The organism is Citrobacter sp. wls711, from assembly GCF_005281055.1.
Taxonomy (GTDB): Bacteria; Pseudomonadota; Gammaproteobacteria; order Enterobacterales; family Enterobacteriaceae; genus Citrobacter; species Citrobacter gillenii.
This window is the reverse complement of sequence record NZ_SZXC01000072.1, coordinates 51,559-67,892: the sequence shown is the minus strand read 5'-3', so window position 1 is coordinate 67,892 and position 16,334 is coordinate 51,559. Positions and strand designations below refer to the sequence as shown.

The window sequence follows — 16,334 nt, the reverse complement described above, 5'->3', positions numbered from 1 at the left end:
TACTTGTCCCCTGACGGTAAACAGCCGACAATTTGCCGAAACCTGGTAAAAATGGAGATGCCTATGACCACCGCCTTCTTTGTCGCTGCCGACTGGCTTGTCGAACATATTGACGATCCGGAAATACAGATTCTTGATGCCCGGATGGCGCCTCCAGGGCAGGAAGATCGTGATGTTGGCGAGGAGTATCGCGCTGGCCATATCCCTGGCGCGGTCTTTTTTGATATCGAAGCGCTCTCCGACCATACCTCAGCGTTACCGCATATGATGCCACGCCCGGAGGCGTTCGCCGTAGCCATGCGCGAACTGGGCGTACATCAGGATAAACACCTGGTCATTTACGATGACGGCAATCTGTTTTCTGCCCCGCGCGCCTGGTGGATGCTGCGCACGTTTGGTGTGGAAAATGTCTCCATTCTGGCGGGCGGTTTCGCAAGCTGGCAGCGTGATGAATTCCCGCTGCAGGCAGGGAACGTTGATTTGTCAGAAGGCGAGTTTGACGCGACGTTTACGCCGGAAGCCGTGGTGCGAGTGACCGATGTCCTGCTGGCCAGCCATGAAAAAACCGCACAGATTGTTGATGCGCGTCCGGCTGCGCGTTTCAATGCGGAAGTTGATGAGCCACGTCCTGGCCTGAGGCGCGGTCATGTTCCCGGTGCGCTAAACGTACCGTGGACTGAACTGGTTCGCGACGGCGAGTTAAAAACCACCGAGGAACTGGACGCCATCTTCTTTAGCCACGGCGTGAGCTTTGACAGACCGATTATCGCCAGCTGCGGCTCCGGCGTAACCGCCGCCGTGGTGGTGCTGGCGCTTACCACGCTGGGTGTCCCTAACGTGGCCCTGTATGACGGGGCATGGAGCGAATGGGGTGCACGCAATGATTTACCGGTAGAACCGATATTATAAAGCGGGAAATGCCGGATGGCGCGTCGCGCATCCGGCCTACAAAATAGTGTAAATCGTAGGCTGGATAAGACGTATGCGTGGCCATTCGGCAAGATCTTTTAGATGATCCGGTTCTGTTTAAAATCGCGCAGGAAACCGCCCCAGCGGCGCTCGTAGAACGGCGCGATGTGTTCGGTAATAAAGTGGCTGACCCCTTTCTCACCTTTCACCACCTGGCAGATATCAATCGGTTCATCACCCGGTAACGTATCGGTCGCTACGCTGCCCGTGGCATGAATAATCTCTTCAATATCGCCCTCGGCTTCAATGCCAATCAGCAGATTAGGCTGGGCATCCGGGCTATCTTTAATCGAGCAGATAAACGCCCGTTTTACCGGCTTAATGGTTTTGAACAGCGTCGTTAGCGAGTCGATCATCTGCGCCGGAGGTTCCGCGACCTCGGAGAGGATCAGCGACTCGCCGCCTTCCAGCACTTCCTGGGTGCTCAGCGGATTGCCTTCTTCACCGAGCAGCAGGCTGATTTCACGCGGCATAAATTCTTTGCCGGTCGGCAGTTTGGCGTTGAGAAACAGCGTCGCACCCAGCGTCATTTCAAACAGCGTGCGTACTGGCATCACAACAAACGCCTGTTCGTCTTCAACGGCCTGCTGCAGGGCTTCAAGGGAGGTGAAAAACGGGATCACGGTGGTGCCGTCTTCTTTTTCCCAGTGCTGCAGATCCAGTGCGCTGTCTTCAGCTACCGCCTCGCCTTCTGCGGCCGTGCCCGGAACCCAGACAGTGGATTCCAGCAACGTGCGGAAAAAGGCCGGACGATGCGCAGGCTCCGTCGCTGCTTTTTCCAGCAACGTTTCTAATTCATTTTTTATTTCGGACATAAGATCACAAATTTTGTACATATGGGTTGTAGGCCTGATAAGACGCACCGCGTCGCATCAGGCAAAATGCCGGGTGGCGCTTCGCTTACCCGGCCTACAAAAACACCTTTCAGGCAGTCAGCAGATTCGCGATGGTGCGCACACCCAGACCAGTCGCGCCCGCGGACCACTGCTCAACCGGTGCCTTGCGATAGGTTGCAGAGCAGTCGATATGCAGCCAGCCTTGCTGATAGTTTTCCACGAAATGCGACAGGAAGCCCGCCGCGGTGCTTGCGCCCGCAGGATAGGCCGCGCTGCCGGTGTTGTTCAGCTCGGCAAAGTTGGACGGCAACTGGTTACGGTGGAATTCCGCCAACGGCAGGCGCCAGAACGGTTCATTCTCCTGCGCCGCGCTTGCCATCAGACGGGCTGCCAGCTGGTCATCAAAGCTAAACAGCGCATGGTAATCGTTACCCAGAGCTGTTTTCGCCGCACCGGTCAACGTCGCGGCATCAATGATCAATTCCGGTTTCTGCGCACTGGCGTCAATCAGGCCATCTGCCAGCACCAAACGGCCTTCGGCGTCGGTATTCATCACTTCAACATTTTTGCCGTTGCGATAGCGAATGATATCGCCGAGCTTGAAGGCATTGCCGCTGATCAGGTTATCCGCACAGCACAGATACAACTTCACACGTTTGTTCAGACCGCGAGTGATGGCAAACGCCAGTGCGCCCGTTACCGTGGCCGCGCCGCCCATATCGGACTTCATTGAGTCCATAAACGCGCTTTGCTTGATGCTGTAACCGCCGGAGTCAAAGGTGATCCCTTTGCCGACCAGGCAGGCGTAAACCGGAGCGGTTTTATCACCGGTTGGGTTATAGTCCAGCGCCAGCAGTACCGGTGGACGTTCAGATCCACGACCTACCGTGTGCAGCCCCATGTAATTCTGCTCGCGCAGATCTTCGCCTTTGGTGATGCGGTAAGAGACGTTATCGCACGCCACGCTGCACAGCAGATCAACCGCGCGCTGCGCCAGCTGTTCCGGGCCGAGTTCTTCCGCCGGGGCATTGATGGTGTCACGTACCCAGTCAATGATTTTCAGGCGGCTATCCAGTTCCTTCTGCTGCGCGTCGTCGAGCGGGGCCCACTCAACTTTACGGCTGCCTTTAGGTCCTTTGTAGCCCTGCCAGAATGCCCAGCTGCGCTCGGTGTCCCAGCCTTCGCCTTCCAGCTGAATATGTTTGATACCCAGACCGTCGATTTTCCGCGCGGCGCGCTGGATAAGGCCCAGTTCGTCTTTTCCATTAAGGTGTAGGGTAATGCCGTCACTGTTAATGCTGTAAGTCGCTTTTTCACCCCAGCGCGCGTCAGCAGGCTGCGTGGAAAGCGTAATTTTCATGGCTTCTGTCATTTTATTTATCCTTATTTTCGCGCATACAGGAAAACGGGCCACCCGTGGGCAGCCCGTTGACTTATTCAGCTTCGTCCAGCCAGACCAGCAAAATGGCCTCAAGGATTTTTTCGTTCGATGCCTGCGGATCATCATCGAACTCTTCCAGGTCACAGATCCATTGATGCAGATCGGTGAAACGAACGGTCTTGGGATCGAGATCGGGGAACGCGTCGTACAGCGCCTCGCCGATTTCACGGCTGTCGGTCCACTTCAGTCCCATACTACCCTCTGTTAATGCTCACGCGCATGATTGATTGTGTAACGTGGGATTTCGACCACTAAATCGTCTTCGGTGACGCGAGCCTGGCAGCTTAAACGGCTCTCCGGCTCCAGTCCCCAGGCTTTGTCCAGCATGTCATCTTCTTCTTCCGTGCTTTCCGGCAGGGAATCGAAGCCTTCACGCACGATGCAGTGACAGGTGGTGCAGGCACAGGATTTTTCACAGGCGTGTTCAATCTCGATGCCGTTACGCAGGGCAACGTCGAGAATGGTCTCACCGGTCTCAGCTTCCAGAACTGCGCCATCGGGACAGAGATCCTGATGAGGCAAAATAACAATCTTTGGCATATTAAACCTCGTCCACGGAATGGCCTTTCAGCGCGCTACGGACGGACTTGTCCATGCGGCGAGCGGCGAATTCCTGGGTTTGTTTGTCTACGTTTTTAATGGCTTGTTCGATAGCGTCAACATCGTCACCCTGTGCAACCTCGCTCAAATGCGCGGCGGCGGCGTCGATGGCCTGACGTTCTGCGGCGCTTAACAGCGCGGCATCAGCGTTCAACGCACCGGATAAACTCTCCAGTACGCGTGCAGCTTCGACTTTCTGCTCTGCCAGCATGCGGGCTTTTACATCCTGCTCGGCAAAGCTCATCGAATCCTGAATCATGGAGGCGATTTCGTTGTCCGTCAGACCGTAGGACGGTTTGACCTGGATAGAGGATTCCACGCCGGTGGATTTCTCCATGGCCGTGACGCTCAGCAGTCCATCGGCATCAACCTGGAAGGTCACGCGAATATGCGCCCCACCCGCCGGTAGCGCCGGAATGCCGCGCAGTGCAAAACGCGCCAGAGAACGGCAATCCTGCACCAGTTCACGCTCGCCCTGCATCACATGAATCGACATCGCCGTTTGGCCATCTTTGAAGGTGGTGAAGTCCTGCGCGCGGGCCACCGGAATGGTGGTGTTACGCGGGATCACTTTCTCCACCAGACCGCCCATGGTTTCCAGCCCCAGGGACAGCGGGATGACGTCCAACAGCAGCATTTCACTGTCAGGCTTGTTGCCGACAAGAATGTCCGCCTGGATAGCCGCACCGATAGCCACCACTTTGTCCGGGTCGATAGAGGTCAGCGGCGTGCGACCAAAAAACTCACCCACGCGTTCACGCACCAGCGGTACGCGTGTTGAACCACCGACCATCACGACTTCCAGAACGTCCTGCGCCTCAACGCCGGCATCTTTCAGTGCACGACGGCAGGCCAGCAGCGTGCGCTTAACCAGGGCGGAAATCAGTTCGTTAAAGGTTTCGCGGGTAACTTCACCCTGCCAGCCGGCCACGTTAACCGTGACGGATTCAGCATCGCTGAGTGCAATTTTGGCGGCAATCGCGGCATCGAGCAGCTCGCGCTGTACGCGGTTATCGCTGCGATCGGCCACGCCCGCCTGCTCGCGAATATAATCAGCCAGCAGATGGTCGAAATCATCACCACCGAGCGCGGAATCGCCGCCCGTCGCCAGCACTTCAAACACACCACGGCTCAGGCGCAGAATAGAAATATCAAACGTGCCGCCGCCGAGGTCATAGACCGCAATCACGCCTTCCTGACCCGAATCCAGGCCATAGGCAATCGCGGCAGCGGTCGGTTCGTTCAGCAGACGCAGCACGTGCAGGCCCGCCAGACGCGCGGCGTCTTTGGTACCCTGACGCTGCGCGTCATCAAAATAGGCGGGAACAGTGATCACCACACCGTCCAGTTCACCGGACAGCGCTTCGGTCGCCCGTGCGGCCAGTGCTTTGAGAATATCGGCGGACACGCGTACCGGATTGAGCAAACCCGCTGCGGTTTCGATCATCGGCAGGCCGTTTTCGCTTGCCTGGAACGTATACGGCAGATGCGGATAACGCGCCTGGATATCCGCGAGCGAGCGCCCCATCATACGTTTTACCGAACTGACGGTGTTTGCAGTGTCCAGCGCCGCGTTGGCACGGGCATCGTAGCCGACAGCGTAGCCCTGCTGCTGATAGTGAACCACTGACGGCAACAGGTGGCGACCTTCGTGGTCAGCCAGCGTTTCGGCCTGGCCGCTGCGTACGGTCGCGACCAGAGAGTTGGTGGTGCCTAAGTCAATGCCTACCGCCAGACGACGCTGGTGCGGTGCGGCACTCAGACCAGGCTCACTAATTTGTAATAAGGCCATTTTCGCTTCCGAAATTAAAAATCGAGCAGTTTTTCTTCGAGTTGTTCTGCACTGCTTCGCAGTTTATCGAGAAAACGCAGTTTACGCACGGTCTCAGCCGCCACGTCCCACGCTTCGCTGTCCAGCTGTTCGACCATCAACTGATGGCGAACCTGGTACATCTCGTTGATGCGTTTCATCAACGCATCCAGACGGTCACTGTCTTTAGCCTGTTCAATCTCGTCCAGCTCTTCGCGCAGCTCGAGTTGCTCCATCAGGAACGCGGTATCGCGCACCGTGTGCTGCTCGTTTCTGATATCAAAGCCGCGTAAAGACAGTAAGTATTCAGCGCGCATCAAGGGATGACGCAGCGTTTGCCAGGCCTGGTTGATCGTGGCGGACTGCGAAACTGCAGCAAGTTGTTCCGCCTGGGAACCGCTGGCAAATTTATCAGGATGATACTGACGTTGTAGATCCTGAAAACGGAGGCTCAGCGCCTGAGTATCGAGCTGATAGCGGGCCGGTAAGCCAAAGAGGGTGAAGTAGTCCATAACATTCTCAGGGGTAGCCTGTTAGAACAAACCCCACACGTAGCAGCAAGGCCACGGTGGGGTTTTCGGGTGACGCACGTTACACGTGGAAGCTTTCGCCGCATCCACACTCGTCTTTCACGTTAGGGTTAGTGAACTTAAACCCTTCGTTCAGACCTTCTTTGACGAAGTCTAACTGCGTACCGTCCAGAAATTGCAGGCTTTTACCGTCGATCACGACTTTAACGCCTTTGTCTTCAAACACGGTATCTTCAGCCGCCGGCTCGTCAACAAATTCCAGTACATAGGCCATACCTGAGCAGCCGGAGGTTCTCACACCCAGGCGCAGGCCAAACCCTTTACCACGGTTTGCCAGGAAGGTATTTACTCGCGCTGCTGCACTGTCGCTTAAGGTAATCGACATAATAAAACCTCAACTCTTAATTATTTTGCTTCACGTTTGCTTTTGTAATCCGCAATCGCGGCTTTAATCGCGTCTTCAGCCAGAATAGAACAGTGAATTTTCACCGGTGGCAGTTCAAGCTCGTCTGCGATATCGGTGTTTTTAATCGCCTGTGCTTCGTCCAGCGATTTCCCTTTCACCCATTCGGTAACCAGGGAGCTGGAGGCAATGGCGGAACCGCAGCCATAAGTCTTAAAACGCGCGTCTTCAATGATACCTTCATTGTTGACTTTGATCTGCAACTTCATCACGTCGCCACAGGCCGGTGCACCCACCATACCGCTGCCCACGTTCTCGTCGCTGTTGTCAAAAGAACCCACGTTACGTGGATTCTCATAATGATCGATTACTTTTTCGCTGTAAGCCATGATGAATTCTCCTTATCGGTACCGATTAATGATGTGACCATTCAATACTGTTGATGTCTACGCCCTGTTTGAACATGTCCCACAGCGGGGAAAGTTCACGCAGACGGCCGATAGACTTGCGAACCAGATCGATGGTGTAGTCAATCTCTTCTTCGGTAGTGAAACGACCTAAAGAGAAACGGATTGAGCTGTGCGCCAGCTCGTCAGTCATACCCAACGCGCGCAGCACGTAGGAAGGTTCCAGGCTTGCAGACGTACAGGCAGAACCGGAAGAAACGGCCAGATCTTTCAGCGCCATGATCAGCGACTCGCCTTCAACGTAGTTAAAGCTGACGTTAAGGATGTTCGGTGCGCCATGCTCGAGATCACCGTTCAGGTAGACCTCTTCCATGTCTTTCACGCCATTCCACAGACGGTTACGCAGACTGCGCAGGCGCGCCATCTCGGTTTCCATCTCTTCTTTCGCGATACGGTAAGCTTCACCCATACCCACGATCTGGTGGACAGGCAGCGTACCAGAACGCATGCCGCGCTCGTGACCACCGCCGTGCATCTGTGCTTCGATGCGGATACGCGGTTTACGACGAACGTACAGTGCGCCGATACCTTTCGGACCGTAGATTTTGTGACCGGAGAAGGACATCAGGTCAACTTTCAGCTGGCTCAGGTCGATAGGCAGTTTGCCCACGCTCTGGGTCGCATCAACGTGATAGATGATGCCACGCGCACGGCACATTTCGCCGATAGCCGCGATATCCTGCACCACGCCAATTTCGTTGTTCACGTGCATAATAGAAACGAGGATGGTGTCATCACGCATCGCCGCTTCGAGTTCTTTCAGGTCAATAATGCCGTTACGCTGCGGGGCGAGGTAGGTGACTTCAAACCCTTCGCGCTCCAGCTGACGACAGGTGTCCAGCACGGCTTTGTGTTCCGTTTTGCTGGTGATGATGTGCTTGCCTTTTTTCTGATAAAAGTTGGCCGCACCTTTAATCGCCAGGTTGTCGGATTCGGTCGCGCCGGAAGTAAAGACGATTTCACGCGGATCGGCACCCACCAGGTCAGCAATCTGATTACGGGCGATATCTACCGCCTCTTCAGCATGCCAGCCAAAACGGTGAGAACGGGACGCTGGATTACCAAAGTTTCCGTCCAGGGTCAGACACTGCATCATTTTCTCGGCAACACGCGGGTCCACCGGCGTGGTTGCGGAGTAGTCGAGATAGATCGGTAATTTCATTGCTCTATAAACTCCGTACATCGCTTCAATGCAAGGAACCAGGCAACCGGCTGGATGTACGGCCGAGTTAACGGGGTGTCCAACACCCCGGCCTGATTCTAAAATACTTTTATTATGCGCGTAACTTAACGTCGATCGCGTCTTGCGTGCGGGTGCTGCGTGGAGCGTCATGCGTGTGCTGGCGACCAGACACATCCAGGACTTCCTGGTTATTCACCAGTTCACCCAACGTAATGTTGTTGAGAAAACCCGTCAGACGGTCGCTCAGATCGCGCCACAGCGCGTGGGTCAGGCACTTATCGCCGCCCTGACAACCACCTTTGCCCTGACAACGGGTGGCATCTACCGACTCGTCAACAGCGCTAATGACTTCACCTACTGCGATGCTGCCTGCATCTTTACCCAGCAGATACCCGCCGCCTGGTCCACGTACGCTTGAAACCAGACCGTTTTTACGCAAACGGGAGAACAGCTGCTCCAGGTACGACAGGGAAATGCCCTGACGTTCAGAAATATCAGCCAACGGTACCGGGCCCGTTTCGGAGTTGAGCGCAACGTCCAACATTGCGGTCACGGCATAACGCCCTTTTGATGTCAGTCTCATGTCTTACTTAGCCTCAAACTCGCCCCTGCCCGGGGTTTTTTATTGTAAAATGGGGGTATTGCATAGCAGGGGCAAGTCTGACATTCCCGACTAAATCAGTCAACTATTTACTTGACTAAATTAGTCAGGTATTTAATCTTCAGTGCCGTTTTCATTTGCCGGATAGCACTTCGCTTATCCGGCCTACTTTCCTTTATTCTGCTGCTCTATAGAAGCAAGCATTCCGCGCAGAATATTCAGCTCCTGGCTCTCAGGACGCGCACGCGTGAACAGACGACGCAGTTTGTTCATCACCTGCCCCGGATGGTTCTCGCGGATAAAACCCGTCGACAGTAGCGTCTGTTCCAGATGACCGTAAAAACGCTCTAAATCATCGACCAGCGGATACTCGGTTTCTTCGTATTCTGTCGTCTTACCGCTTTCCTGCGTTGCCAGCCAGGCCATGCGTACTTCATAAGAAATGACCTGAACCGCCATCGCCAGGTTCAGCGAACTGTATTCCGGGTTAGCGGCAATCGCGACGTGATAATGGCATTTTTGCAGTTCGTCGTTGGTCAGCCCTACGCGTTCACGACCAAACACCAGCGCAACCGGGGTGTTCGCCGCTTCGGCGACGCTTTTTAAACCGCATTCGCGCGGGTCGAGCATCGGCCACGGCAAGGTACGGGAGCGCGCGCTGGTTCCGACCACCAGACTACAGCCAGCCAGCGCTTCATCGAGGGTATCGACGATTTGCGCATTACCGATCACGTCACTGGCACCGGCCGCCAGGGCGATGGCCTGGGAGTCAGGTTTGACCAGCGGATTCACCAGCCACAGATTGGTTAAACCCATGGTTTTCATTGCGCGGGCAACGGAGCCCATATTGCCGGTGTGAGAGGTCTCCACCAGCACAATTCGAATATTTTGCAGCATTGTCTTTCTTCGGCTAAAGATTATTCGGCCATATTATCATAAAACGAAGACATATACCGAACTCGCTGCTATACTCTGCGCCGTTTTCCCGTTCTTTAACATCCAGTGAGAGAGACCGATGCATCCGATGCTGACCATCGCCGTGCGCGCAGCGCGCAAGGCGGGTAATGTAATTGCCAAACACTACGAAACACCAGACTCTGTAGAAACCAGCCAGAAAGGCAGCAATGATTTCGTGACTAACGTCGATAAAGCCGCAGAAGCGATTATTATCGAAACAATCCGCAAATCTTACCCTCAGCACACCATCATCACCGAAGAAAGCGGTGAACATATTGGTGAAGATCTGGATGTTCAATGGGTTATCGATCCACTGGATGGCACCACCAACTTCGTAAAACGTCTGCCGCACTTCGCGGTATCCATCGCAGTACGCATTAAAGGCCGTACTGAAGTCGCCGTTGTTTACGATCCAATGCGTAACGAACTGTTCACCGCAACGCGCGGTCAGGGCGCACAGCTGAACGGCTACCGTCTGCGTGGCAGCACCGCTCGCGATCTGGATGGCACCATCATCGCCACCGGGTTCCCGTTCAAAGCCAAACAGCACGCGCCTTCTTATATGAAGATCCTTGGCAAAATGTACACCGAATGCGCTGACTTCCGCCGCACCGGTTCTGCTGCGCTGGATCTGGCCTATGTTGCCGCCGCACGCGTTGATGGTTACTTCGAAATCGGCCTGAAGCCGTGGGATTTTGCCGCAGGTGAACTGATTGCTCGTGAAGCAGGCGCACTGGTATGCGACTTCACCGGCGGTCATAACTACATGTCAACCGGCAACATCGTTGCAGGTAACCCGCGCGTAGTGAAAGCCATGCTGGCGAACATGCGTGATGAACTGAGCGACGCGCTGAAGCGTTAATCGGTTGTGGTGCCGGATGCGACGCTGACGCGTCTTATCCGGCCTACATTTCATACTCATACCGCTTACTAACCTAAAACGGTCGTAATCCCCTTCCCACCGGCACCGCACTCACCCACATCACCACCGCAGCAACCACTAAAATCGCACCACCGGCCAGTGCCAGCGTGATCCAGGCCATCTGTCGCCACAATACCGGCGCTTTATTGCCGCTGAGTTTCAGCGCCATCGTCCGAAAACTGTGTACCAGTAATGCCAGAGAAGTAATGGTCAGAGAGGTTCCCGCTGCCATCGCCAGCGCCGACGCCATGCCCCAGCCAAAGACGCCCACCACTTTACTAAACAGCAGCACCATTATGGCGCCGGAACAAGGGCGCATTCCCATCGAGAGAATAATCATCAGCCGGGCGCGCCAGTCATCGCCGCTTTGCAGCTGTTCCGGGTTGGGCACATGCTGATGCCCGCAACCACAGCGTTCATCATGCACATGATGCGGTGTGAAAGCGGTAAATGTCGGGCGACGCAGCAGCGCGCGTATTTTTTTTAACGCCCGCCAACACAGTAAAACCCCCAACACGCCGACCAGCGCATAGCTGGCTTTCTCCAGCCAGAAACTGCTCATATGCAGTTGCCGGGCGGGCAGTTGCAGTACCGTGAGCACCACAACGACCAGACCGATCGCCACCAGCCCCTGTAATAAGGACGAGGCCAGCGTCAGCCCGATGCTCGACCTCAGCTTCGAGGGATGCGTCGCCAGCCAGGTAGTGATGACGATTTTTCCGTGCCCCGGACCCAGCGCGTGCAATACCCCATAAATAAAGCTAAACAGCAGCAGCGATCCGCCCGCACGGGTGGGATTGGCGGCCACCGCTTTCAGCAAGCCGCTCATCTGCTGGTTAACGTCCCGTTGCCAGAGAATACTTTGCACCATCACCTGCGGCCAGACCTGCCATAACCACAGCGCGCCACCGATCGCCAGCAGCAAAAAGAGCGCCAGTGGCCATAGCATGAGCCAGCGGCGTCTGGCTACGCGTTGTTGATAAACTACTGACATTGTAGCGTTACCGTCTGCGCAAATTGTTTACCCAACTCCATATCCTCCGGCGGCGCGTCTTCTTTATCCAGCGACTGCGCAAAGCTCAGCGTTTGTTCATTAGGCGTCGGGGTATGCACGCTAATCCGGCATTGCTTGCTGAAGCCCGGCGCCAGCGCGGCATCGCGGTCCTGGTCGTAACTCATATCCACGTAGTAGGTGGGATCAAACGTGGAAATACTATAAGTCTGTCCGGCAAGCGGCTGTGGTTGGGCCAACGGCAGTACTAACGTCAGCACCGCCTGATGTTCCTCGCGCTCCATGCCATATTCCGTCGGGCGATTTTTAAATTTTACCTTTTGCCCGTTGTGCCACACTTCGGTGAAATAGTGCTGTCCGAGGACATTGGCCATCACTTCCGCAGCCAGTTTTTTCCAGATCTCATCCCCCGGTTTGGCATTGCCCGCATCGTACAGCAGGTCAGCGGAGGTGATTTCATCCATCGTCCAGCGCATTTTCAACGCCACAAACTGGTTATTTTCACTCACCAGTTCGGTTTTCAGATGAATAAAACTATGGGGATGCGCGCCCGCGCCAAAAGACAGGACGACCAGAAATAACGTGACAATGATGCGTTTAACGCGCGGCATAATTTCTCCACAATAAATCCAGCCCGCCATCAAAAGGACGTCGTTGGCGAGAATACGCTGAGGATAGCATTGAACGATAAAATATTGGGCCCCTTTTCCGGTATCGATTCAGTTCTCAATTTCGAAAATTTGTTCATCGCCGGCAACGGAAAAAAAGAGGATTTACCGTATCCCCTTAATGCAAATGATAACAACATGTTAATGTTTAGTTTCATTTCAATTGTTTGATAACAATAAATTTGACTTCACACACGCAAAAGCCCTCACATTTAACTAAAAATTAACTCAAATAGATCCTGTATTTTACAAAAATGGGCATAGATCACATTAACAGGATTTATGATTCATTCCCTCTTCCCTTCGTTGTTAACCTCACGCCGTGACATGCCCTGCCCCCTACTAAAGGTACAACTATGAAATTCAAACTCGCATTACTCAGTGCAACCCTGGTTTCTGCATGCATGTTGTCCGGTACGTCCTTTGCGGCGGAAAAATATGAAATTGCTGTGGTTGCCAAAGTCACTGGTATTCCCTGGTTTAACCGTATGGAGACCGGCGTTAACGAAGCAGCAAAAAAACTGGATGTGAACGCTTACCAGACCGGTCCGTCTACGCCAGACCCGGCTCAGCAGGTGAAAGTGATTGAAGATCTGATCGCCAAAAACGTGAATGCGATAATCGTAGTGCCAAACGATGCCAAGGTCCTTGAGCCGGTACTGAAAAAAGCGCGCGAGAAAGGCATTGTGGTCCTGACGCACGAATCCCCGGACGAGCAAATCGGCCAGTGGGATATCGAAACCATCGACAGTGAAAAATATGCGCAGGCCAACGTTGATGAGCTGGCGAAAAGTATGGGCGGCAAAGGGGGTTATGCCATCTATGTCGGTTCGCTGACCGTGCCGTTGCATAACGCATGGGCCGACTACGCGATTAAGTATCAGAAAGAAAAATACCCGGAGATGTTCGAAGTGACCTCGCGTCTGCCGGTAGCGGAAAGTATTGATAAGTCCTATTCCACGACGCTGGATCTGATGAAAACCTATCCGCAAATGAAAGGGATTATCGGCTTCGGTTCACTGGGTCCAATTGGGGCAGGCCAGGCCGTACAGAAAAAACGCGCCAAGGATAAAATTGCCGTCGTCGGTATCGCCATGCCAGCCCAGGCCGCACCTTACCTGATGCGTGGAGATATCAAAAAAGCACTGTTGTGGGACCCGAAAGATGCGGGCTACGCACTGGTGACGGTTGCTGACCAACTGCTGCAAGGCAAAGAGGTCAATACCGATCTGAGTATCGATGGTTTAGGGAAAGCCGATATCGACATGGAGAAGAAAGTGATCCGTTTTAACAAGATCCTCGAAGTCACCAAAGACAACGCGCAATCACTCGGTTTCTAAGGCTTTAGCCAACACCAGGGAACCTTAACGCCGACCGCCTGGTCGGCGCTATCCACCACACTCACACTCAGCGTCCGTCAGGACGCTCGCAGGGGTATTGTCCATGGCAGACACCACCGCATTTATCACTCTTGAGAATATCAGCAAACAATTCCCGGGCGTGCTGGCGCTGGATAACGTGAATCTGACGCTGAAAAAAGGCGAAGTTCACTGTCTGGCGGGTCAAAACGGCTGTGGGAAGAGCACCATCATTAAAGTGATCTCCGGGGTCTATCACCCTGAAAAAGGGGCGCAGATTTTACTCGATGGCAAGCTGTTCCATCACCTGACGCCGCAGCTTTCTTCGCACTACGGCATCCAGGTTATTTATCAGGATTTGTCGCTGTTCCCCAATTTTAGCGTCGCGGAAAACATTGCGGTTAACCGCTACCTGCCCGGCGGTGATATCTGGGTACGTCGCGGCGCCATGAAACAACAAGCGCTGGCAGCCATGAAGCGCATTGGCGTAACCCTCGATCCGGACAAAAAGGTCGAGAAACTCTCCATCGCCGACCGCCAACTGGTGGCGATTTGCCGGGCGATTGCCGCCGACGCACGGCTGGTCATCATGGATGAACCCACCGCCTCGTTAACCCGTCAGGAAGTCAACGGCCTGCTGCGGGTGGTTAACGAACTGAAAGCCGCCGGCATTTGCGTGGTATTTGTCAGCCATCGTCTTGATGAAGTGATGGAGGTGGCTGACCGGATCAGCGTGATGCGCGACGGGAAACTGGTCGGCACGTATCCTGCCAGCGAACTGGACAGCCACGAACTGGCCTTCCTGATGACCGGGCAACGCTTCCATTACAGCCCGCTGCCGGAGAAGTCATTCGACTCCCACGAACCGTTGCTGGAACTGCGCAACCTGAGCCGTCGCGGAAAATACCAGAATATTAATTTGTCGCTGCACGGTGGTGAGATTGTCTCGATTGTCGGCCTGCTGGGCGCCGGGCGCACCGAGCTGTGTCTGAGCCTGTTTGGCATGACCCACCCAGAGAGCGGTGAAATGCGCATTAACGGTCAGCCGGTCCGGCTGCGTAATAACCACGATGCCATTCAGCACGGGATCGGCTACGTCTCAGAAGATCGCCTGACGCAGGGACTGATCATGGAGCAGTCGATCTACGACAACACTATCGTCACGGTCTTCGATCAACTGCATACCCGCAGCGGCCTGCTCGACCATGCTAAAGCACAGAAGCTGGTCGCTGATCTGATCCGCGAGCTGAACATCAAAGTGTCCGATCCGCACCTGCCGGTCAAAACGCTCTCCGGCGGCAACGCCCAGCGTATCGCCATTGCCAAATGGGTCGCGACCCATCCGCGCATCCTGATCCTCGATTCCCCCACCGTTGGCGTCGACATTGCCAACAAAGAGGGCATTTACCAGATTGCCCGCGATCTGGCCGAGCAGGGAATGGCGGTGCTGATGATCTGCGATGAGATCCCGGAAGCCTATTACAACAGCCACCGCGTGCTGGTGATGCGTCGCGGCAAACTGGTGGCGGAATTTAATCCTCATCAGTGTCGTGAAGAGGAGATTGCTGAAGTGGTCGAGGTCATCAATGAATAGTCTGCATTTCTCCCGTTTGCTCGGGCAACATGAATTCTGGCTGGGTCTGCTGGTGGTGGCACTCGCCGTAGGACTAAGCGTCAGTACCGATGAGTTCCTGTCACTGGGGAACCTGACGGACGTCGCCACCAGCTACGCCATTCTCGGCATTCTGGCCTGCGGCCTGTTTGTGGTGCTAATTTCCGGCGGGATCGACATTTCATTCCCGGCGATGACCGCCATTGCCCAGTACGCGATGGCCAGTTGGGTGATTGACCACGGCGGCAACTTTGCGCTGGCGCTGGTTATTGCCATTGCCGTCGGACTGCTGCTCGGGCTTATTAACGGCTTTCTGGTCTACTGGCTGCGCGTACCGGCGATCATCATTACCATCGCCACGCTGAACGTCTACTACGGCCTGCTGGTGTACGCCACTAAAGGTACCTGGCTGTATGGCTTCCCGGATTGGTTCATGAACGGCATCAACTGGTTCTCGTTCACCGCAGCGGACGGCTACGACTACGGACTGACCCTGCCCCTGCTGTGTCTGGCGGCGGTGATTATTGTGACTGCCGTACTGATGAACTATACCCGCCTCGGCCGCCAGGTTTACGCCATGGGCGGCAACCGCGACGCGGCGTCGCGCCTGGGTCTGAATTTGCTGAAGCTGCATTTCTATGTGTACGGCTACATGGGGATTCTGGCAGGCGTTGCCGCCGTGGTGCAGGCGCAAATTACCCAATCCGTCGCGCCCAACTCCCTGCTCGGTTTTGAGTTGACGGTACTGGCGGCGGTCGTGCTCGGGGGAACCAGCATGAGCGGTGGACGCGGTACCCTGACCGGAACGCTGCTCGGCGTTGTCCTGCTGGCCTTCTTACAAAACGGCCTGACGCTGCTGAGCGTCTCCTCTTACTGGCACACCGTGTTCAGCGGCGCCATTATCCTGGTCAGCATTAGCGCCACGGCCTGGAACGAAAAACGCAAACTGGCAAGGGAGCTTTGAG

The 16,334-nt window shown here is 55.0% G+C and carries 18 protein-coding genes; 5 read left to right on the top strand and 13 right to left on the bottom strand.

Translation table 11 applies throughout. From position 1 onward, the window contains the following. The first annotated feature begins 63 nt into the window (after nt 1-63). Nucleotides 64-909, top strand: a complete 846-nt coding sequence (sseA, locus tag FDW98_RS20735) for a 3-mercaptopyruvate sulfurtransferase (RefSeq protein WP_096756169.1) — start codon at nt 64-66, stop codon at nt 907-909. A 98-nt stretch (nt 910-1,007) separates the two neighbouring features. Here the strand turns inward: sseA and sseB are convergent, their stop codons facing one another. From sseB to trmJ, 11 genes are all read right to left on the bottom strand, one after another. Then, complete coding sequence (gene sseB / locus FDW98_RS20730; RefSeq protein WP_096759356.1) at nt 1,008-1,784, bottom strand: enhanced serine sensitivity protein SseB; 777 nt, start codon at nt 1,782-1,784, stop codon at nt 1,008-1,010. Nucleotides 1,785-1,893: 109 nt separating this feature from the next. Then, entirely contained in the window at nt 1,894-3,177 is a 1,284-nt protein-coding gene (gene pepB, locus FDW98_RS20725; protein WP_096756168.1) for an aminopeptidase PepB, read from the bottom strand. A 61-nt stretch (nt 3,178-3,238) separates the two neighbouring features. Next, a complete protein-coding gene (gene iscX, locus FDW98_RS20720) occupies nt 3,239-3,439 on the bottom strand; it encodes a Fe-S cluster assembly protein IscX (RefSeq protein WP_003037694.1) in 201 nt (66 codons plus the stop codon). 11 nt (nt 3,440-3,450) lie between these two features. After that, on the bottom strand, nt 3,451-3,786 hold the full coding sequence (gene fdx / locus FDW98_RS20715) for an ISC system 2Fe-2S type ferredoxin (RefSeq protein ID WP_003037690.1): 336 nt from the start codon (nt 3,784-3,786) through the stop codon (nt 3,451-3,453). 1 nt (nt 3,787) lies between these two features. Then, nucleotides 3,788-5,638 (bottom strand): Fe-S protein assembly chaperone HscA, encoded by a 1,851-nt coding sequence (gene hscA, locus FDW98_RS20710; protein ID WP_096756167.1) that lies wholly within the window; start codon nt 5,636-5,638, stop codon nt 3,788-3,790. Between the two features lie 14 nt (nt 5,639-5,652). Continuing rightward, nucleotides 5,653-6,168 carry a co-chaperone HscB gene (gene hscB / locus FDW98_RS20705; protein WP_096756166.1) on the bottom strand — a complete coding sequence of 172 codons (516 nt, stop codon included), beginning with the start codon at nt 6,166-6,168 and terminating at the stop codon, nt 5,653-5,655. Nucleotides 6,169-6,247: 79 nt separating this feature from the next. Then, nucleotides 6,248-6,571 carry an iron-sulfur cluster assembly protein IscA gene (iscA, locus tag FDW98_RS20700; RefSeq protein WP_003835203.1) on the bottom strand — a complete coding sequence of 108 codons (324 nt, stop codon included), beginning with the start codon at nt 6,569-6,571 and terminating at the stop codon, nt 6,248-6,250. Nucleotides 6,572-6,591: 20 nt separating this feature from the next. Next, on the bottom strand, nt 6,592-6,978 hold the full coding sequence (gene iscU, locus FDW98_RS20695) for a Fe-S cluster assembly scaffold IscU (protein WP_002913991.1): 387 nt from the start codon (nt 6,976-6,978) through the stop codon (nt 6,592-6,594). Between the two features lie 25 nt (nt 6,979-7,003). Continuing rightward, complete coding sequence (gene iscS / locus FDW98_RS20690) at nt 7,004-8,218, bottom strand: cysteine desulfurase (protein WP_096756165.1); 1,215 nt, start codon at nt 8,216-8,218, stop codon at nt 7,004-7,006. Between the two features lie 112 nt (nt 8,219-8,330). After that, entirely contained in the window at nt 8,331-8,822 is a 492-nt protein-coding gene (gene iscR / locus FDW98_RS20685; protein ID WP_005120405.1) for a Fe-S cluster assembly transcriptional regulator IscR, read from the bottom strand. Nucleotides 8,823-9,005: 183 nt separating this feature from the next. Next, the gene (trmJ, locus tag FDW98_RS20680) at nt 9,006-9,737 is read right to left on the bottom strand and encodes a tRNA (cytosine(32)/uridine(32)-2'-O)-methyltransferase TrmJ (protein WP_096756164.1); all 732 of its coding nucleotides are present in this window, start codon (nt 9,735-9,737) and stop codon (nt 9,006-9,008) included. Nucleotides 9,738-9,855: 118 nt separating this feature from the next. On the opposite strand from trmJ, the gene suhB reads away from it, so the two are divergent. Further along, nucleotides 9,856-10,659 carry an inositol-1-monophosphatase gene (gene suhB, locus FDW98_RS20675; RefSeq protein WP_096756163.1) on the top strand — a complete coding sequence of 268 codons (804 nt, stop codon included), beginning with the start codon at nt 9,856-9,858 and terminating at the stop codon, nt 10,657-10,659. Nucleotides 10,660-10,732: 73 nt separating this feature from the next. On the opposite strand, the gene FDW98_RS20670 is transcribed toward suhB, so the two are convergent. Both FDW98_RS20670 and FDW98_RS20665 read right to left on the bottom strand, forming a co-directional pair. Then, nucleotides 10,733-11,713 carry a nickel/cobalt transporter gene (locus FDW98_RS20670; protein ID WP_096756162.1) on the bottom strand — a complete coding sequence of 327 codons (981 nt, stop codon included), beginning with the start codon at nt 11,711-11,713 and terminating at the stop codon, nt 10,733-10,735. After that, complete coding sequence (locus FDW98_RS20665; RefSeq protein WP_096756161.1) at nt 11,704-12,342, bottom strand: DUF1007 family protein; 639 nt, start codon at nt 12,340-12,342, stop codon at nt 11,704-11,706. Before FDW98_RS20665 ends, FDW98_RS20670 begins: the two co-directional genes overlap by 10 nt. Nucleotides 12,343-12,755: 413 nt before the next feature. On the opposite strand from FDW98_RS20665, the gene FDW98_RS20660 reads away from it, so the two are divergent. The 3 genes from FDW98_RS20660 (at nt 12,756) to FDW98_RS20650 (ending at nt 16,333) form a co-directional block, all read left to right on the top strand. Beyond that, entirely contained in the window at nt 12,756-13,739 is a 984-nt protein-coding gene (locus tag FDW98_RS20660) for an autoinducer 2 ABC transporter substrate-binding protein (protein ID WP_096756160.1), read from the top strand. A 103-nt stretch (nt 13,740-13,842) separates the two neighbouring features. After that, on the top strand, nt 13,843-15,351 hold the full coding sequence (locus FDW98_RS20655) for a sugar ABC transporter ATP-binding protein (RefSeq protein ID WP_096756159.1): 1,509 nt from the start codon (nt 13,843-13,845) through the stop codon (nt 15,349-15,351). After that, nucleotides 15,344-16,333: an ABC transporter permease gene (locus FDW98_RS20650; RefSeq protein ID WP_096756158.1), complete on the top strand. Its 990-nt coding sequence runs from the start codon at nt 15,344-15,346 to the stop codon at nt 16,331-16,333. The genes FDW98_RS20655 and FDW98_RS20650 overlap by 8 nt, the downstream gene beginning before the upstream one ends. Nucleotide 16,334: the final 1 nt, after the last annotated feature.